The organism is Cellulomonas sp. P4_H12, assembly GCF_056400905.1.
Genome location: NZ_JBFUKJ010000026.1, coordinates 19,174 through 38,274 on the forward strand (window position 1 = coordinate 19,174; position 19,101 = coordinate 38,274).

General features: G+C 71.1%; 14 protein-coding genes and 1 pseudogene. 1 reads left to right on the top strand and 14 read right to left on the bottom strand.

Annotated features, from left to right (window positions below):
• Nucleotides 1–10 precede the first annotated feature (10 nt).
• From AC1DQC_RS15215 to AC1DQC_RS15255, 9 genes and pseudogenes are all read right to left on the bottom strand, one after another.
• On the bottom strand, nucleotides 11–1,123 hold the full coding sequence (locus AC1DQC_RS15215) for a DegT/DnrJ/EryC1/StrS family aminotransferase (RefSeq protein ID WP_477052089.1): 1,113 nt from the start codon (nucleotides 1,121–1,123) through the stop codon (nucleotides 11–13).
• On the bottom strand, nucleotides 1,120–1,995 hold the full coding sequence (locus tag AC1DQC_RS15220; RefSeq protein WP_477052119.1) for a glycosyltransferase: 876 nt from the start codon (nucleotides 1,993–1,995) through the stop codon (nucleotides 1,120–1,122). The genes AC1DQC_RS15215 and AC1DQC_RS15220 overlap by 4 nt, the downstream gene beginning before the upstream one ends.
• Nucleotides 1,996–2,007: 12 nt before the next feature.
• Nucleotides 2,008–2,421 (bottom strand): annotated as a pseudogene (locus AC1DQC_RS15225) (glycosyltransferase); the annotation flags it as partial.
• Nucleotides 2,331–3,434 (bottom strand): glycosyltransferase, encoded by a 1,104-nt coding sequence (locus AC1DQC_RS15230; protein WP_477052090.1) that lies wholly within the window; start codon nucleotides 3,432–3,434, stop codon nucleotides 2,331–2,333. The gene AC1DQC_RS15230 and the pseudogene AC1DQC_RS15225, both read right to left, overlap by 91 nt.
• An 89-nt stretch (nucleotides 3,435–3,523) precedes the next feature.
• Complete coding sequence (locus AC1DQC_RS15235; protein ID WP_477052091.1) at nucleotides 3,524–4,207, bottom strand: acetyltransferase; 684 nt, start codon at nucleotides 4,205–4,207, stop codon at nucleotides 3,524–3,526.
• A 1-nt stretch (nucleotide 4,208) separates the two neighbouring features.
• The gene (locus AC1DQC_RS15240) at nucleotides 4,209–5,321 is read right to left on the bottom strand and encodes a DegT/DnrJ/EryC1/StrS family aminotransferase (RefSeq protein ID WP_477052120.1); all 1,113 of its coding nucleotides are present in this window, start codon (nucleotides 5,319–5,321) and stop codon (nucleotides 4,209–4,211) included.
• Nucleotides 5,322–5,335: 14 nt separating this feature from the next.
• The gene (locus AC1DQC_RS15245) at nucleotides 5,336–6,343 is read right to left on the bottom strand and encodes an NAD-dependent epimerase/dehydratase family protein (protein WP_477052092.1); all 1,008 of its coding nucleotides are present in this window, start codon (nucleotides 6,341–6,343) and stop codon (nucleotides 5,336–5,338) included.
• A complete protein-coding gene (locus AC1DQC_RS15250; protein ID WP_477052093.1) occupies nucleotides 6,340–7,410 on the bottom strand; it encodes a Gfo/Idh/MocA family protein in 1,071 nt (356 codons plus the stop codon). The genes AC1DQC_RS15245 and AC1DQC_RS15250 overlap by 4 nt, the downstream gene beginning before the upstream one ends.
• Before the next feature lie 210 nt (nucleotides 7,411–7,620).
• Entirely contained in the window at nucleotides 7,621–12,327 is a 4,707-nt protein-coding gene (locus AC1DQC_RS15255) for a DUF4082 domain-containing protein (RefSeq protein ID WP_477052094.1), read from the bottom strand.
• Between the two features lie 250 nt (nucleotides 12,328–12,577).
• Here AC1DQC_RS15255 and AC1DQC_RS15260 point away from each other — a divergent pair, with 250 nt between their 5' ends.
• Nucleotides 12,578–13,183 (top strand): acyltransferase, encoded by a 606-nt coding sequence (locus AC1DQC_RS15260; protein WP_477052095.1) that lies wholly within the window; start codon nucleotides 12,578–12,580, stop codon nucleotides 13,181–13,183.
• A gap of 4 nt (nucleotides 13,184–13,187) precedes the next feature.
• Here AC1DQC_RS15260 and AC1DQC_RS15265 read toward each other — a convergent pair whose 3' ends face one another.
• The 5 genes from AC1DQC_RS15265 to glmU all read right to left on the bottom strand — a co-directional run bounded on the left by AC1DQC_RS15265 (nucleotide 13,188) and on the right by glmU (nucleotide 19,049).
• Nucleotides 13,188–14,699: a sugar transferase gene (locus AC1DQC_RS15265; RefSeq protein WP_477052096.1), complete on the bottom strand. Its 1,512-nt coding sequence runs from the start codon at nucleotides 14,697–14,699 to the stop codon at nucleotides 13,188–13,190.
• Nucleotides 14,700–14,880: 181 nt separating this feature from the next.
• On the bottom strand, nucleotides 14,881–15,507 hold the full coding sequence (gene pth / locus AC1DQC_RS15270) for an aminoacyl-tRNA hydrolase (RefSeq protein ID WP_477052097.1): 627 nt from the start codon (nucleotides 15,505–15,507) through the stop codon (nucleotides 14,881–14,883).
• A gap of 85 nt (nucleotides 15,508–15,592) precedes the next feature.
• Nucleotides 15,593–16,222 carry a 50S ribosomal protein L25/general stress protein Ctc gene (locus AC1DQC_RS15275; RefSeq protein WP_477052098.1) on the bottom strand — a complete coding sequence of 210 codons (630 nt, stop codon included), beginning with the start codon at nucleotides 16,220–16,222 and terminating at the stop codon, nucleotides 15,593–15,595.
• Nucleotides 16,223–16,464: 242 nt separating this feature from the next.
• Nucleotides 16,465–17,448 (bottom strand): ribose-phosphate diphosphokinase, encoded by a 984-nt coding sequence (locus AC1DQC_RS15280; protein ID WP_477052099.1) that lies wholly within the window; start codon nucleotides 17,446–17,448, stop codon nucleotides 16,465–16,467.
• Nucleotides 17,445–19,049, bottom strand: a complete 1,605-nt coding sequence (gene glmU / locus AC1DQC_RS15285) for a bifunctional UDP-N-acetylglucosamine diphosphorylase/glucosamine-1-phosphate N-acetyltransferase GlmU (RefSeq protein ID WP_477052100.1) — start codon at nucleotides 19,047–19,049, stop codon at nucleotides 17,445–17,447. Before glmU ends, AC1DQC_RS15280 begins: the two co-directional genes overlap by 4 nt.
• Between the last annotated feature and the right edge of the window lie 52 nt (nucleotides 19,050–19,101).

The window sequence follows — 19,101 nt, forward strand, 5'->3', positions numbered from 1 at the left end:
GCGGCAACACTCAGTGCAGCGCCGTGACGACCGCCTCGACCACGCGGTCCACCTGGCTGGTCGTCAGGCCCGGGTGCATCGGCAGCGAGACGATCTCGTCGGCGGCAGCCTCTGACTCGGGGAACGCACCGCGCCCCGTCGAGGTGCTGCCGAACGCCGGCTGCAGATGGACCGGGATCGGATAGTGGATCCCGACGCCGATCGACTCCGCGGCGAGGGCGTCCATGACGACCCGGCGCTGCCCGTCGGGAACTCGAACCACGAAGAGGTGCCAGACGTGCGAGTTGCCTTCGGCGACGACCGGCAATCCGACGCCCGACCCGGCGAAGCCCTCGAGGTACCGGTCCGCAGCCGCACGGCGACGTCTGTTCCACTCCTCCAGACGGCGAAGCTTTGCGCGCAGGACGACAGCCTGCAAGGTGTCGAGGCGCGAGTTGAAGCCCAACGACTCGTGCTCGTACTTCCGCTCGCTGCCGTGGCTTCCCAGCAGCCGGACCGCCCGAGCGAGAGCCCGGTCGTCCGTGACGACACCGCCCCCATCCCCGTAGGCCCCGAGGTTCTTTCCTGGATAGAAGCTCGTCGCGGCGATGGCCGAGCCAGCGCCGATCCCGGCCCCGTGGCGCGTGGCGCCCTGCGCCTGGGCCGCGTCCTCGACGACCGCGAGCGAGTGGCGGGCTGCGACCTTCTGGATCTCGTCCATCAGTGCCATCTGGCCGTACAGGTGCACCGGCAGGATGGCAGCGGTTCGGGGCCCTACGGCCGCCTCGACAGCGGCCACGTCGACCAACAGCGTCCCCGGGTCCACGTCAACCAGCACGGGCGTCGCGCCGGCTCGGGCGACCGCCTCCACGCTCGCCACGAACGTGTTCGCCGGAACGATCACCTCGTCGCCCGCGCCCACGCCGATGGCCCGCAGGGCGAACTCGATCGCATCCGTCCCGTTCCCGAGCCCGACGCACGCAGCGCGACCGCTGAATGCCGCGAACTCTTCCTCGAACAGCTCGACGGGCCGGCCACCCACGAATGCCCCCGTCGCCAGCACCTCGGCGAATCCGCTGTCGACCTCGTCGGCAATCTCCGCGTGCATGGCCAGCAGATCGACGAACGCGATGGGCTCGCTCATGATGTCTCCTTCTCGTTGGTAGGCGACGTCTGCGCACGCCCGCTCCGTCGTAGGCGGTCTCGAACGCCGTGCCCCACGAGGAAAGCTGCGGTCCGGCCGCCCTCGACGACGTCGCGCCCGAGGCTCTGTCGTCGCTGCACCGTCTCCGCGTACCAGGCGACGAGCCGGTCGGCGGCGCCGTCGAGGTCGAATCGCTCCTCGACGACGGCCCGTCCCCACTTGCCGAGGTCGGCGCGATCCGGGTCCTCGATCAACCGTCGGATCTGCCCCTCGAGGTCGTCGGCGCGCCCATCCCCGAGCCCGTACCAGCCCTGTCGGAGGAACAGCGGCAGGGTCGACTCGTCGAGCACGCGTGAGAACCCGCGCTCGCCGAGGACGACGAGCGGCTTCGCGAACGCGAGGCTGCGCAGCGCGGACCCGCCCATCCCTAACATGAGGTCGGCGGCGTCATACGCAGGACGGGGATCGACCAGCCCTCCGGTGAGGATCACGAGGTCCCGTCCGGAAGCGGCATTCACTTCGTCAGCACGCTCCTGAACCCGAGATCTCGCCGTACCCTCGCCGACGATCACCAGTCGGAGCCGCACGGTCGCTGCGAGCGCTTCGACCGCATCGATGGCGCGGAGCACGCCCTCCAGCTTCAACCAGTCCTCGAGCCGGGTCACCATCACGACGACGGACTCGTCGGGAAGCAATCTCCACTCGTCGCGGAAGGCAGTGCCCGCTCCAGCGCCCGGGGCGTTGTGGTCGAGGTCGACCGGAGGCTCGAGCAGTTGGACGACGCCCTGTCGTGTAGCGCGGGCGGCTTCCGCGAGCTCCTCGGTGCCGAATGTCGTCGGGAGATGCCGGGGGATGAACCTGGGCACCACCATGCTCATGACCGTGCAGAGCAGCGGGCGTCGATCCACCAGGTGGGCGACGGGGTACGCGTCGAAGCACTGCGGCCAGTCCCAGACGTGGATCAGATCGGGCTCGAGCTTCCGCGCCAGCGCACCCAGGGCAGAGACGCGTGCTCGCGAAGGGTGGCGGGCGGCGTCGGGAAGAAGGCGCAGATCGATGCCGTGCTGCCGGGCCAGCGCTTCCGAGGGCCCCCCTGCAGCGGCCAGCGTGACCTGGACTCCGTGCCGGTCTCGGACCCGCGCGGCGAGCTCGATCGCGTTCGTCTGCGTGCCGCCGAGCTCAAGCCGGTGGGCGACCACCAGGACCTTCACAGGTGCACCCGCTGCGGCCCGGCGGGCACGGTCGAGGAGCTGGTCACCTCGAGCGCCCCGAGGAGGGTTCGGGCACGCTCGTCCCACGAGTGCACGGCCGCGAATTTCTGGCGGAGGCGGATCTCGTTCTGCAGGAGCGGCGCGCGAAGGCTGCGCTCGACCTCGTCGGCGAACTCGACCTCTCCGCTCGCGATCGTCACGAGGTCCGTGTCCAGCCAGCGCACGGCCGGGAGGTCCGTGGACACGACGCGCCGACCGGCCGCCAGGTACTCCAGAACTTTGAGAGGGAAGCTCGCTCGGTTGAACTCGCTGTCCGCGTACGGCAGGACACAGGTCGTCACGGAGCCGAGCAGCGTGGGCAACCGGTCGTACGGGACTGCACCCGTCCAGGTCACATTGGGCAACCGCAACAGGTCGTCGATCCGGGCCGAGTCGAGCGTTCGCTGGCGGGGTCCGATCAACAGCAGCTCCGTGCCCGATCGAGCGAGCCGCTCGAGGAGGGCGACATCGATCCGCTCGGACAGCTGGCCGACGAATGCCACGACAGATCGGCCGTCCGGCGCCGCCGGCGGGACCGGCGTCTCGCGAAAGAACTCAACGTCGCACCCGTTCGGGACCAAGAGAGTGCGCCGAGCGGTCGCTGACAACGAGTCGACCAGCGTGGGACTGACCGCCACGACGAGATCGGCATCGCGCGGTTGTTGGCGCGCTCGGCGAGCGAGCCGCCGTCGGGCCAGCCCCATGAGCTCAGCCCCGGCGACGTAGTCGTCCTTCGCGTAGAAGACCCGCGTCCGCTCTCCGAGGGCCCCGAACAACGGGTTCAGCGACGGCACGATCACGGCGTTGACCTGAGGAGAACCGAGTGCCCGCACCGCCCTGCGCATCGACGAGCGCAGTACCCGCAACGCGATCGCCTTGCCCACGGGGCGCTCCTTGAGCGGTGGGACGCGGGACGACCACACCGCGAGCCGCGGCCCGAGCACGTGGAGTCCCGGGGCGAGCGCGCTCGTCGCTGCGTCCTCGTTGCGGAACCGAGAGAGGAACGACGTCGGAGGGTCGATATAGAGAACCGAGACGTAGCTCGCGAGGTGCTCGGCCATGTGTTGGTCGAGAAGCCGATGGCCGGACCAGAACGTGGTGCCGCAGATGACGACGAGATCGGAGCCGGCTGTGACCGGCGGGCGCTGGCTCACGGCCACGAGCCCGTCTTGACCGCCGCGGGTTCCGGCAAGAACGTCACCGCGTGGAGCGGACGGGCAGGAACACCGACCCAGGTCTCTCCCCCCGGCTGATCGACGAGCAGCGCAGCGCCCATCCCGAGCGTCGCGTGCTCACCGACCTTGACGTTCTCCCGGACGCTCGAGCTCATCCCGAGGTAGGCGCCCCGACCGACGACCACGCTGCCGCCGAGCGCCACGCCCGCGCACACCGTGCTGAAGTCCTGCAGGACGCAGTCGTGGGTGAGGGTCACGTTCGGCATGACCACCACGTGCGAGCCAACGGTGACCGCCGCGGTGAGCGCGACGCCGGCGAGCAGGATCGAGCCGATGCCCACCTCGCAGCCTGCCGGGACGTCGACGCTCGGATGCACCACGGTCGCGTAGCGGATCGGCGGCACCCCGAGGTCGTCGAGCCGCTCGACGATCCGCTCGCGGCTCACCCCGCTGCCCGCACAGACGAGCAGCTCGGGCCTCGGGTGGGCCGTGACGGCGGCGAGGCCACCCAGCACGGGGACGCCGTCCAGCGCCGTCCCGTGCCGCGCCTCGTCATCGTCGAGGAAGCCGACGACCTCGTACTCGCCGCCCGAGCGCACGAGCGCGAGCACCTCGCGCGCCAGTCCGCTCGCGGCGACCAGGATCAGGGGACGCGTCACGTCAGACACCCGCCGATCGCAACGCGTCCACGACCCGCGACTGCTCCGACTCCGACATCTGGTGGAACACCGGCAGGATGAGCGTCGAGTCGGTGAGGTGCTCGGTCACAGGCAGCGGTGCGTGCGCCACGCCCGCGTACGCCGGCTGGCGGTGCGTCGCCATGATGCCGCGACGCGCGGAGATCTCCGCTTCGGCCAGGTGGGCGAGCAGCCCGTCGCGGTCGAGCGGGAAGTCCGGCCCGACCTCGACCCAGAACGACTGGAAGTTGCACGTGCCCCACCCCGGGTCGGCGACGGCGCGCAGGCCGGGCAGCTCGGCGATCTGCTTGGAGTAGGTGGTGGCGATCTCCCGCCGGCGGGCGACGACCTCAGGCAGCTTCGCGAGCTGCACGAGCCCGACGGCGGCCTGCAAGTCCGTCATCCGGTAGTTGTAGCCGACCTCGAGGTACTCCTCCGGCGGCGCCAGGACGCTCGCGTGGCGGGCCGCCGCAGAGACGCTCATGGCGTGCTCGCGCAGGCGGCGCGCTCGCTCGGCCCACTCGGCATGGGGCGTCGTCAGCATGCCGCCCTCGCCGGTGGTGACGATCTTGCGCGGGTGGAACGACCACGCCGCGACGTCCGCGCCGGCACCGACGGGCCGGCCGCGATAGGTCGAGCCCGCACCGCAGGCCGCGTCCTCGATCACGACGATCCCGCGGGGGTCCGTCACGGCCCGGATCGCGTCGAGGTCCACCGGGACACCGCCCTGGTCCACGACGATCACCGCGCGCGTCGCGTCGCTCAGGACGGCCTCGACCGACGCGGCGGTCAGGTTGCCGGTCACGGGGTCGACGTCGGCGAACACCGGCCGCGCGCCGACGTACACAGGAGCGTTGGAGGTCGCGATGAAGGAGAAGGACGGGACCACGACGTCATCGCCGGCCTGCACGCCCGCGACGACGAGCGCGAGGTGCAAGGCGGTCGTGCACGACGACGCCGCGACGGCGTGCTCGACCTGCATCGCCTCGGCGAACGCCGCCTCGAAGGCCGCCACCCGGGGGCCCTGTGCCACCCAGCCGGACGCGATGACCTCGCTGACCGCGGCGATCTCTTCCGGCCCGAACCACGGCTGCATGACGTTGATGCGGCTCACTGGCGTGCACCCGCACCGCTGAGGGCGCGGCCCGCGGCGATCTCGCTGCGCAGCGGCCGCCACCAGGCGACGAGCTCGCGCAGGCCCTCCTCGAGGCCTATCTCCGCCTCGAACCCCAGGTCGATGCGCGCAGCGGACGTGTCGGCCAGCCGACGCGTCACGCCGTTCACCGCGCGGTCGGGACCGTGCTCGACGGACAGGTCGGAGTCCATGGCCCGCAGCAGCGCCTGCGCCAGGCCGAGCAGGCTCGTCTCCGTGCCGCTCGCGATGTTGTAGACGCCGTCCACGACGTCGCTGCTCGCCGCGAGCAGGTTGGCGCGCGCGATGTCCGTGGTGACGACGAAGTCCATGGTCTGCAGGCCGTCGCCGAAGATGAGGGGCGGCTGGCCGTCGGCGATCCGCTCCATCCAGCGCACGAGCACTTCGGTGTAGAGGCCGTGCACGTCCATGCGCGGGCCGTACACGTTGAAGTAGCGCAGCAGCACGTAGTCGAGCCCGTACATCGCCCGGAAGCTCCGAGCCATGCCCTCGTTGAACGACTTCGCGGCGCCGTAGAACGTGTCGTTGTTGTGGTGGTGGTGCCGCTCCCCCGTCGGGAACTGCTCCGCCAGCCCGTAGACCGAGGCGCTCGACGCGGCGATGACCTTGTCCACCTTGTGCTCCGCCGCGGCCTCCAGCACCGTGAACGTGCCGTCGACGAGGACCTCGAGCGCGAGACGGGGCTCCTCGGCGCACTGCGTGATCCGGATCGCGGCCTCGTGGAACACCAGGTCCTGACCCCGGGTCACGTCATGCACGAGGTCGCGGTCGCGCAGGTCGCCCTCGACGAGCTCGACCTTGCCCGAGGCCAGCGCGTCGGTGAGGTTCTCCCGGCGGCCGCGGACCAGGTTGTCGAGGACGACGACGTTGCCGACGCCGGCGTCGAGGAGCTGGTCGACGATCGTCGAGCCGATGGTGCCGGCCCCGCCCGTGACGAGGACGCGCGCCCCCTGAAGCTTGCTCATGCGACGGTCTCCAGTGCGGGTGCGACGGTGGGTGAGGCGTGCGAGGCGACGGGTGTCAGACGGCCGCCGTCCTCCAGGCTGAGGGAGGCGGACTCGAGGACGTCGAGGACGCGCAGGCCGGCGTGGCCGTCGGTCCGGGGGGCGCGGCCCTCGCGGATCGCCGACGCGAACTCCGCGACCATGACACCGAGCGCCTCCTTCTCCGGGAGCGCCGGCGCCCAGGCGTCGCCCAGGCGGTAGGAGATGTTGGCGGTGGTCTTGTCGGGGAGCGGCTGGCCGAGCTCGACGCCGCGGTCGTAGACCGTCAGCCGCTGCTGCGGCGACAGGTCGTCCCAGACGAGCGTCCGCTTGCTGCCGCCGACGACCATCTGCCGGATCTTGGTCGGGCTCAGCCAGTTGACGTGCACGTGCGCGATCGCGCCGCCCGGCAGCGGGAGCGTCAGGTACCCGACGCAGGTCTGGCCGGTGCCCAGCGGATCGGCGCCCTGCGCCGCGACACCCGACGGCACGAGGCCTCCGGGCAGGATGAAGTCGAGGATCGAGAGGTCGTGCGGCGCCAGGTCCCAGAACACGTCGACGTCGGGCTGCACGATCCCGAGGTTGATCCGCACGGAGTCCACGAAGAGGATCTCGCCGAGGTGGCCCTCCGCGATGAGCTCACGCATCTTCAGCACCGGCGAGGTGTAGCAGAACGTGTGGTCAACCATGAGCACGCGGCCCAGCTCGGCCGCCCGCGCGACCATGGTCCGGGCGCCGACTCCGCGGTCCGCGATCGGCTTCTCGACGACGACGTGCTTGCCGGCCTCCAGAGCAGCGAGCGCTATAGGCGCGTGCGTGCGCGCGGGCGTCGCGATGGCGATCGCGTCGACGTCGTCGCGGGCGAGCAGGTCGCTCACCGACGTCATGACGTCCACGGTCGAGCGCGGCCCGACGACCTTGCGTGCCCGGTCGGCGTCCAGGTCGCACACGGCGACGAGGTCCCAGTCCGGGCTGGTCCGGAAGTTGCGGGCGAGATTGGGTCCCCAGTACCCGGCCCCCACCACAGCCGCGCGCAGCTGCTCGGTCATGTCGTGCCCCTCACGTATCGGTGGGCTCCAGTGTCACGAACCCAAGGGGGCATGTCCGTAGATATCGGGCATTTTCACCCCGCGACGGCGGGGTGAACACCCGAACGGCGGCACCCGGTCGGGCCGCTCACCCGGATGCCGACAGACCCGTGGCCGCTGGGGCCGGAGGACGACATCCCGGCGGCCACCGGCCGTGCGTGGGCGGCGCGGTCAGTTGGACGGGACGAAGACCAGGTCGACTCCGTAGGCGGCGGACGAGCTTCCGGACGGGAAGCCCGTGCCGTAGACGTAGGCACCGCCCGGGACCACCGTCGAGAGCGGACCACTGGTCCGGGCGGAGGCGAGCCCGTTCGAGGTGACCGCGTACATGCCGGTCGTCGAGTGATACGCCGCCGTGTACGTCTGACCGGGCACGATCGCCACGGGCGACGGAAGCGGCACCGTCTGCCAGCCGGCGGCTGACTCCGACGTGGACGGAGCCTGCGCCAGGAGCTCGTTCGAACCCCCCCAGAGATTCACGGTGTGGACCCCCGTGTTCGCCAGACCCTTGTAGAAGCGGATCGCGGTGACGGTACCCGCGACGCTGGTGGTGAACCGCGTTCCCACCTGGACCGACGACGGGTCGTTCCACGTCGGGTTGGCGGGAACCTCGCTGTCCGCCCAGAGAGACACGATGCCGACGGGCGCCGTCGCCGTCGCGAACGTCCACTGGCCGCCGGCTAGCGAGGCGCCGTCCAGCGTCACGGTTGCCGTGATCGTCACCCCTTCGGGGAGCGCCGCCGCGGGAACGAACGTGACCGCCAGCGACGAGGCGTCGAACGCGCTCGTCCCCGCGATCGGACCGCTCGGCCCAACCAGAGCCAATGCCGGAGTCCCCGAGCCGGGGGCCTTGCTCAGCGTGGCCGAGACCGCCGAACCGACGGAGACGCCTGTGGCGTTCTGAGCTGGCGCCCGGCCGACCACGACGGGCGCACTCGGCGCAGCCTTGGCGAAGACGACATCGACGAAGTAGTTCGCGTTCTGCCAGGAGTTCGAGGGGAATCCGCCACCGTAGGCGTACCGACCGTTGCCCGAGGCCGGAGCGGAGAGTGGTCCGGTGACCCAGCCTGAGGCAAGGGCCGACGGCGTCACGGAGTAGTGGCCCTGGGGCGCGAGGTACGAGATGACATAGGTGGTTCCTGGCGTCGTCTCGTACGGTGCCGAGAAGGTCGCGGTCTGCCAACCCGTCGACGTCTCGCCGCTGAACGTCACGGTTCGCAGAAGCTGCCCTGTCGAGCTCCACAGCGAACCCGTGTGCGAACCTCCGTTGCCCGCCGCCTTGTAGAAGCGAACGCCTGTCACGAGACCGGAGACGGAAGGCGTGAAGGCGACGCCGAGCTCGACCGAGGACGCGTCGGCTGCCTCCACGACGGTCGGGACCACGCCGCCGAAGAGCGTGCACGGGCATCCGTCGGCGCTAGCGCTCGAGAACGTCCAGGTCAGGTCGGGCGAGGGAGCCGCGTCGGCCGACGTCAGGCCCGACGCCGTCGCGGTGAACGAGGTCGACACCGGCAGAGAGCTCGTCGGGACGAAGGTCAGCGTGCGCCCGTCCGCGGACCGCGAGCTGGATCCGGCTACTGCCCCGGAGCTGGTCGCCAGCGAGATCGACGCACCGGCGTTCAGGGCCGCGTTGAACGTGAGCGAGATCGGCCGGCCGGCGATGACCCCGAGCTCACCTGGAGCGGGACTCTGCGCCGTGACGACGAGCGGCGGCGCGTCCTGGGTGAAGACCACGTCGACGAGGTAGCTGGCAGAGCTGGTGGAAGCGGGCTTCGCGTCGGCGTACGAGTACGCGCCGCTCTCCGCGGCCGTCCTCAGGGGGGCGCGCTGGAGCCCACCGCTCGAGAAGGCGCCGGGCGTCACTGAGTACCTCCCCGAAGGCGTCCGGTACGCGGCGATGTACTCGACGTCCTTGGAGATGTGGACCGGCGTCGCGAACGTCACCGTCTGCCAGCCCATCGTGCTCTCGTTCGTGAAGGTCGCCTGCGCGAGGGGCTGGGCCCCTCCGACGGCCCAGAGCGTCCCGACGTGGGTGCCCGTGTTGTTCGGACCCTTGTAGAACCGGATTGCGGACACCGTCCCGGCCACAGAGCTCGCGAAGCGTATGCCCACGGTCACGGCACCGGGGTCGCCGCTGTCCAGCACCGCCGGCACCGCCGAGTCGTCGTAGAACGACAGGGTCCGAGCACCCGCCACCTGAGCCGGCGCTGCTGTCGTGAACGACCACGACGACGTTCCCGTCACACTCGCTCCGTCCGCGGTCGCCGCGATGGTGGCGGTGTACGAGGTCAGCGCCGCCATTGCGGACGTCGGCGTGAACGTCGCCGTGCGGCTCGTGGCGTCGTAGGACGTCGTCCCCGGGACGGCGGAGCCGCCGGGGCCCGCCAGCGACATGACGACCGAGCTCGCGGTGACGGGCTTCGAGAAGACGGCGGTCACGGGCGTACCGACCGGCACGCTCGTGGACCCCGAGACGGGCGCGAACGATCCGACCGTGAGCGGCGTCGTGTCCGTCGGCGAGTACACGACATCGACGTAGTACTGCGTCGACGAGTAGCTGCGGTCCGGGAACACGCTCGGGCTACCGAAGACGCCTGCGGGCGCAGCGCCGAAGCCCCCGGCGACCGACAAAGGCGGTGCGGTGCGACCGCTGGACCAGAAGGCGTCGGCCTGCACCGCGTAGTTGCCGGCGGGCGCGGTGTACGAGACGACGTACGTGGTGCCGGCGGTGACGGCGACCGCGGAGGTGAATGCGGCCGTCTGCCATCCCGTGGCGGACTCGTTAGTGAACGCCACCGTCGCCAGCTTGCTGCCCGAAGCGCTCCAGAGCGTCCCGACGTGCGCGCCCGTGTTGCCCGAGCCCTTGTAGAACCGGACACCGGTGATGAAGCCGCTGGCCGTGGGGGTGAACCGCAGACCGAGCTCGACCGCGGACGGGTCGACGACGGCAGGCGTGGCCGGAACGGTCGCGCCGTAAATCGAGCACGGGCAGGAGACGGTGACCGACCGGGTCGCCGTCGCGCCGATGTTCGCGCTGTCGTCGACCGCTCGCGCCTGGACGGGCACGGCGCCGAGGCCAGACTGGATGAAGGAGTAGCTCCACGGCGACGTTCCCGCTGCGGGGTGCCACGTGGCGCCCGCGTCGGTCGAGACCTCCACTCCGGCCACCCTTCCGCCGACGTCGGTCGCGGTGCCGCTGACGGTGATCGACGCGCCGTTCAGCACGGCGGCACCGGCCGCCGGGGCCGTGATGATGGTCGTCGGGCCCGTGTGGTCGGAAGAAGCTGTCGCGGCGACAAGACCCGACATCAATGTCGCGGGCTGCGCCCCCATGTCGGCGAGCAGGTTCACGGTGGCCTGCTGCATACGAGAGTCGGGGGCGGCTCCATCGCCGTCATGCGTCTGGTCGAGGCCCCAACCCCACTGGATGGAGCCGGCCGAGAAGACCAGCGCACCACTGCCGGCGCGATAGAGCGTCAGATGGTGAGTCGTCGTCCCTGCGGTCACGGTGTTCCCGAAGTCGCGCAGGTACTGCGGAACCGCACCGGTCGTGGTCGACAGGCGGATCAGACCCGGCGGACGCGCGCCGTTGTCGAGATCCTCGTCGGACTCATAGCCGATGGTGTGCGGAGCAAGGGCCGCAGTCGCGCCTGCCGCCATCGCGGTGAGGTTGGTGTTGCGCCACAACCGCAGCTTCCCCTCGTCGGACGAGACGGTCACCGGCAGGTCGGAAAAGTTCGACATGTAGAGCGTCCCGCTCAGGGAGTTCTCTGGCTTGCCAGCTCCCGCGCTCGTGCTCGCGAGACGCGGGTCGCGCCACGTGCCAGTCCACTCCGTCGTCGGGTCGATCTTCTCGTTGGACCAGGTCTCCTTGTACGACACGAGCGTGCGGTAGGAGGTTGCGGTGCCCGCGACGGAGTTCTCGTAGCGCGTGTGCCAGTACACCTCGTTGCCGCTCAGGAAGGCGAGGTTCACCCCTGCGTCGCGCGCGGCCTCGACGTTGGCCCGCTGGGCTGCCGACCAGTACTCGTCGTGCCCGACCGAGAGGAATGTCTTGTGGTTCTTGATCAGGGCGCCCCGGCGATCGGTGTCGACGCCGGAGGTGTAGCTGACGTCGTATCCGTTGCGCTCCAGGAAGCGAACCGTCGCGTACTCGGCGCTGAAGTAGAAGTCGCGCCCACCCTCGAGATCCCGCGTGGCGAACGGTCGGTTGTAGCTGATCTTGTACGCGCGCCCGTTGGCGGCGCCCTGGTAGAAGTCAGAACCGCCGTAGGAGTTGTACGCCTGCCACGTCGGGTCCGACGTCTGGAACAGCACAGCCGACGTGCTGGCGTCGTTGCGGACGATGAAGGTGATGTGACTCTCGTCGTCCGTGGCAGGATCGTGCAGGCGCGCGATGTACACCCCGGAGACCGCGGTCGACGGCACGGCCCAGCTCGCCGAGACGGCCCAGTTGCCGCAGTCATAGATCTCGGTCGCCGCGTCCGTCACGCACTGCGGCTGCGTCTGGGGCAGCGTGGCCGACGGGCTCACGGAGGCGATCTTGCGGGCGCCGAGACCCTGGTAGTAACCGGTCCGGTAGATGTCGATCGTGTACGCACGAGCGGCGGTCTTGATCTTGAAGCCGATCGTGCTTCCGACGTTGACCGAGATGTCGGTGGAGAATCCCTGGATGCCGTCGTCGCCGGCGCCCACGATGTCCCACTCGGATGGATCTGCGCCCGGCTTGGAGTTCTCGCACGCGACGGGGTTCCCGCCCACCCCACAGGGGTCGGCGGCCGACGCGGGGGTCGCCGCAGCTATGACGAACAACGACGCGCCCATGGCGAGGGCGGCAGCGAATGCGACCGTGCGACGGGGGGCGAGGCGGGAACTCATGAGGTGCTCCGTAAGATCGGTCGAGCTCCGGGTGGAACGCACCTACCGAGGCGCGCTCTCGCCGATGTGGGGCCACGGGGATGGCTTCCTGATACCGGACGATAAAGGACATCTCGGGCTTAATGGCCTCTTAAGTGGAGATATCACCCGGCGTGACACGGACAGTCGCCCAGATGACCTAGTGACCTCGACCTCGTCCTTCCCAACGCCCCACAACCTGCCCACCACCCGACCACCACAGGAGAGCGCCGTGCCCGACACCAACCCGACCATCGCCCCCACCGCCGACGTGGACGAGCGCGCGACCATCGGCGCCCGCACGAAGATCTGGCACCTCGCCCAGGTGCGCGAAGGCGCGCAGGTCGGCGCGGACTGCATCGTCGGCCGCGGCGCGTACATCGGCCCGGGCGTCGTCGTCGGCGACCGCTGCAAGATCCAGAACCACGCGCTCGTCTACGAGCCGGCGGTCCTGGAGGACGGTGCGTTCGTCGGACCCGCGGTGGTGTTCACCAACGACTACTACCCGCGCGCGATCACGCCGGACGGCGCCCTGAAGTCGGCCGACGACTGGCACGCGGTCGGCGTCACAGTCCGCACGGGCGCGTCGATCGGAGCCCGGTCGGTGTGCGTCGCGCCCGTCACGATCGGGCGATGGGCGCTGGTGGCCGCGGGCTCGGTCGTGACCAAGGACGTGCCCGACTTCGCGCTCGTGGCAGGCGTGCCGGCCCGACGGATCCGCTGGGTGGGTCGCGCGGGCGAGCCGCTCGACGAGCAGGGCGACGGGACCTGGACGTGCCCGGTCACCGACGAGCTCTACGTGGAGGTCGACGGGGTGCTGAACCTGGTGATCCAGTAGCGCGTCAGTACGCGCCGGAGCCGCCGAACACGGCGCGCCCCGTCTTCCACAGGATCATCAGGTCCATGGCCACGGACCAGTTGTCCACGTACCGCAGGTCCAGCCGGATCGACTCGTCCCAGGACAGGTCGGCGCGACCGCTCACCTGCCACAGGCCGGTGAGGCCCGGGCGCACGCGGAGCCGGCGATAGACGGCGTCGTGATAGGCGTCGACCTCCTGCGGGAGCGGCGGGCGCGGGCCCACCAGCGACATGTCCCCGCGGACGACGTTCCACAGCTGCGGCAGCTCGTCGATGGAGTAGCGGCGCAGGAGCTTGCCGACGCGCGTGATCCGCGGGTCGTCGTGCATCTTGAACATCAGGCCGTCGCGGTCGCTGCTGTCGAGGAGCGCCGCGCGGCGGGCCTCGGCGTCGACGTACATGCTGCGCAGCTTCCACATGGTGAACTCGCGTCCGTCGACGCCGATGCGGCGCTGGCGGAAGAACGCGGGACCGCGGCTGGTGAGTCGGACGGCGAGCGCGGCGAAGGCGATGACCGGTGCGGCCGCCAGCAGGATCACGGTGCCCAGCGAGCGGTCCAGCGTCGACTTGGCGAGCATGCGTCGCCGGGGGGACGAGGTCTCGACCTCGAGCAGCGACAGGCCGGCGGTCGGGCGCAGGTGGACACGCGGCCCGAGCACCTCGACCAGGCCCGGCGCGACGACGAGGTCGACACCCGCGCGGCCGAGCGCCCACGACAGGCGGCGCAGCGCGTCGCCCGACAGCTCGCTGCCCGAGACGATGACGACGTCGACCTGGTGGTCGTAGGCGACCTGCGGGATGTCGGCGAGCGCACCGAGGGTGGGGACGCCGTCCTGCGGGGGCCGGTCGGTGATCGCCGGCAGGCACACGCCGACCACCTGGTAGCCGTGGTAGGTGGCGCCGCGCAGGTCGTGGATGAGGTGATGCACCGAAGCGGCGTCGCCGACGACGAGGGTCCGCGACATCGCGACCCCGCGGCTGCGGCGCGCGTGCAGCGACCTGCGCAGCAGGTGCCGGCCGACCGCGGTCGAGATCGTGAGCACGACCACCGTGGCGGCGACCTGGATGCGGGGCAGCGGGATGGCGAGCGCGACGCTGCCGAGCGCCACGACCGCGGCCGACCCGACGCCGGCGCGGAGCACGGCCTGGAACTCGACCGGCCCGTCACCGAGCGACTTGCGGTCGTAGCCACGCCCGGCGGCGACCATGAGCAGGAACGCGGCAGCGGCGACGAGCGCCCACCAGCCCGACGCGGTGCCCAGAGCAGCGGCTGCAGCCACGACGAACGCGGCGATGACGAGGTCCACGACGAGCGCCTGGCGCACGTAGTGGGAGGCCACCGACCCCCAGTGCTCCGCGTCGAACGCGGGCAGCTCGGGTCGGGGGTGCGTGACGAAAGGCTCCGTCGATGCCCACGAGAGCCGCGGCCCGGTTGCGGCCCTGCGCCGGTCGAGGAGAACATCCATGTTCTCCGCCGGATCCTCGAGGATCGTCATCGTCTACCCGTTCGCCGCCCCTGTGGACCAGTTGTCCGACTCGGAGGCTATGCGGGCGAAACGTTGCGAGATAGACCCTTTTGTCCGTTTTCACCCATACTTCACCCCCTTGGGATGCTTTGGGGTGCTCGACATTCATCGGACCACGACCGGGGCCGCGGCGCCGGTGCGAGCCGACAGGTCAGGCGTCGCGCTTCGTGTGGAACTTGAGCTGCGCGGCCTCGAGGCCCTGCGTGACGACGAGCTCGACCGCGTCCGCGGCGGCGTCGATCAGCCACGGCAGGTCCTTGACCTCGGGCTTCGCGAAGTCGCGCAGCACGAAGTCCGCGGGGTCCATCCGGCCCGGGGGGCGCCCGACGCCGACGCGGACGCGCACGTACTCCTTGGTGCCCAGCGCCTTCGTCGTGTCCCGGAGCCCGTTGTGGCCACCTTCTCCCCCGCCCCACTTGAGCCGGACGTCGGCGAACGGGATGTCGAGCTCGTCGTGCACCAGGACCGTACGTTCGGCCGGCACGTCGTAGTACTTCGCCAGCGCGGCGACGGGGCCGCCGGAGACGTTCATGTACGTGGTGGGCTTGGCCAGCACGACGCGCGGTCCGGGCGCCCCGCCGGGCAGCACCCCGAGGCGCGCCTCGGCGACGGCCGCTTGAGGTCGGCGGGACAGCAGCCCCGACGCACGGGAACCGAACGTCGCGCCGGTCCGGCGCGCCAGCTCGTCGAGCACCATCTGGCCGACGTTGTGGCGGTTGCCCGCGTACTGCGGTCCGGGGTTGCCGAGGCCGACGACCAGCCAGGGTCCGTCGGTCATCGGTTCTCCTCATGCGCAGGTGCGGGGACAGCGACGCCCGGCACCGTAAGGAACGGTACCGGGCGTGCTGGAACTACAGGGTGACTCAGGCCTCGGACTCGGCAGCGGCGGCCGACGCGGCGGACTGCGACGCGGCGATCTCCGCGGCGGCCTCGTCGGCGGCGACGTCCTCGGCGGAGGCGTGCGGGACGCTGACGGACACGACCGTGAGGTCGGGGTCCGACAGCAGCAGCGAGCCCTCGGGCAGCGTGATCGCGCCGGCCGAGACGCTGGAGCCGCCCGCGAGGCCCTCGATGTCGACCTGGACCTCGGTCGGCAGGTGCGTCGCCTCGGCCTCGAGGGACAGCGTCTGCGTCTCGACGACGTGGATGGTGCCGGGGGCCGACTCGCCGACGATCGTCACGGGGACGTCGACGGAGACCTTCTCGCCCTTCTTCACGATGAGCAGGTCGACGTGCTCGATCGTGTTCTTGACGACGTCGCGCTGGACGTCCTTGGTGATCGCGAGCGTGGTCTTGCCGTCGAGCTCGATGGCGAACAGCGCGTTGGCGTGCTTCACCGCGAGCATCGTGTCGTGGCCCGGGAGGGCGACGTGCAGCGGGTCGGAGCCGTGCCCGTAGAGGACGCCGGGGATCTGGCCGGCGCGGCGCAGGCGGCGCGCGGCACCCTTGCCGAACTCGGAACGGGTGGTGGCGACGAGCTTGACCTCGGACACGTGTACTCCCCAGTGCTGGCGTCGGCGCAGCGGGCCGACGTGGTGGCTGTGTTGGTGGCGGCGCAAGACCGCGATGAAGACAGAAGTGGTGGCCTCGACGCGGGACGCAGGACGGGCACGCGGAGGCGCTCGCCCAGTCGATCACGGAGCGGAGGCAGTCCTGGAAGTCGACCGTCCTTCGTCCCTCGCCGAGGCAACCTGGAGAGACTACCCGCTGGACGGCCGGTTGCCCAACCCGCTGATCAGGCCTGGCCGTCGAACAGGGACGTCACCGAGCCGTCGTCGAAGACCTCGCGGATGGCCCGAGCGATCAGCGGCGCGATCGACAGCACCGTGAGCGTGGGGAAGCGGCGGTCGTCGGCGATGGGCAGCGTGTCGGTGATGACGACCTCGCGCGCGCCGCAGTCCTGCAGGCGGTCGACCGCCGGGTCGGACAGCACGCCGTGCGTGGCGGCGACGATGACGTCCTTGGCGCCGGCCTCGAGGAGCACGCGCACCGCACCGGCGATGGTGCCGGCGGTGTCGATGAGGTCGTCGACGAGCACGCAGCTGCGGCCCTCGACGTCGCCGACGACGCGGTTGGCGACCGTCTTGTTGGGGCTGCGGATGTCGCGCGTCTTGTGCACGAACGCCAGGGGCCCGCCACCGAGCTTGGCGGCCCACTGCTCGGCCACGCGGATGCGGCCGGCGTCCGGCGAGACGACCGTGACGTTGGTGGTGTCGACCCGGGTGCGCACGTACTCCGTGAGGATCGGCATGGCCCACAGGTGGTCGACGGGACCGTCGAAGAAGCCCTGGATCTGCGCGGCGTGCAGGTCGACGCTCATGAGCCGGTCGGCGCCGGCGGTCTTGAACAGGTCGGCCATCAGGCGCGCGGAGATCGGCTCGCGACCGCGGTGCTTCTTGTCCTGCCGGGCGTACCCGTAGAACGGCGCGACGACGGTGATGGTCTTGGCGGACGCCCGCTTGAGCGCGTCGACCATGAGCAGCTGCTCCATGATCCACGTGTTGATCGGCGACGCGTGCGACTGCAGCACGAAGGTGTCGGCGCCGCGCACGGACTCCCCGAAGCGCGTGTAGATCTCGCCGTTCGCGAACTCGTACGCCGTCGTCGGCAGGAGCTCGATGCCCAGGTGGGCCGCGACGCTGGTGGCGAGGTCGGTGTGCGCGCGCCCCGAGAGGAGAACCAGACGCTTCTCACCGTCCGAGGAGATGATCCCGGTCATCGTGCGGAGTCCTTCGTGTTCGGGTCGGTGGAGTCAGGGTGGGCGGGCGGTGGGGTGTCGGCGGACGCGGCGGAGGCGCGCTCGCGCTCGGCGCGGGCCTGCGGCGACAGCTCGTCGGCCTCGGGGCGACGCACGACCGCGGCGGCGGCAGCGGTGCCCGCGCGCGCCCGGCTGACCCAGCCCTCGATGTTGCGCTGCGCGCCCGCGCTGACGCCGAGCGCCCCGGAGGGCACGTCCCGACGGATCACGCTGCCGGCTCCCGTGTACGCCCCGTCGCCGATGGTGACCGGCGCGACGAACATGTTGTCGGCCCCGGTGCGGGCGTACGACCCGATCGTCGTGCGGTGCTTGTTCACGCCGTCGTAGTTCACGGTCACCGACGCCGCGCCGATGTTGGTGTGCTCGCCGATGGTCGCGTCGCCCACGTAGGACAGGTGCGGCACCTTGGACCCGGTGCCGATCTGCGCGTTCTTGGTCTCGACGAAGGTGCCGATCTTTCCGGCCTCACCGAGCACCGTCCCCGGGCGCAGGTAGGCGAACGGGCCGACGCTGGCGTCCGCACCGATCACCGCGAGCAGACCGTGCGTGCGCACGACGCTGGCCCGCGGCCCCACCTCGACGTCCGTCAGCGTGGTGTCGGGGCCTACCGTCGCGCCCTCGCGGACCACGGTGGCGCCGTGCAGCTGGGTACCCGGCAGCAGCGTGACGTCGCGCTCGAGCTCGACGTCGACGTCCACCCACGTGGTCGCCGGGTCGATGACCGTGACGCCCTCGCGCATCCAGTCCTCGAGGATGCGGCGGTTCAGCTCCGCGCGGAGCACCGACAGCTGGACGCGGTCGTTGACGCCCTCGACCAGCATCGGGTCGTCGGTGCGCAGCGCGCGCACGTGGCCGCCGTCGGTCCGCGCGATGGCCAGCACGTCGGTCAGGTACACCTCGCCCTGCGCGTTGTCGCGCCCCAGCCGGCCGAGCGCGCCGCGCAGGACGCCCGCGTCGAACACGTAGATGGAGGAGTTGATCTCGGTGATCGCGCGCTGGCCCTCGTCGGCGTCCTTCTCCTCGACGATGCCGAGCACGTCGCCGGTGCCGGGCTCGCGCAGGATCCGGCCGTAGCCGGTGGGCTCGGCCACCTCGGTGGTGAGCACCGTGACGGCGTTGCCGTCCGCGTGGTGCGCCTCGAGCAGCTCGTGCAGCGTGGCGGCGTCGAGCAGCGGCACGTCCCCGGCGATGACGACGACCGCGCCGACCACCTGCGCGTGCGTGGCGGAGCCGACGGTGGTGTCCTCGGCGGCGTCCGCCTGCGCGGCGGCGTCGAGGGCCGTCATGGCGACCTGGACGGCGCGCCCGGTGCCCGGGATCTCGTCCTGGTCGGCCAGCAGGGCCTGCGGGTCGAGCTCGCGGACGTGCGCGGCGACGCGCTCCCGCTCGTGGCGGACCACGACGAGGACGCGGCCGGGGTCGAGGGCGCGGGCGGTGGCCAGCGCGTGGCCGACCATGCTGCGGCCGGCGAGCGTGTGCAGGACCTTCGGAGTCGCCGAGCGCATCCGGGTTCCTTCACCTGCGGCGAGGACGACGACGGCGGCCGGGCGGGGGAACGTCACCTGGGGGTGCTCCTCGCGGATCTGCCCGGGTCTCGGGCGGCGAATCTCGTGC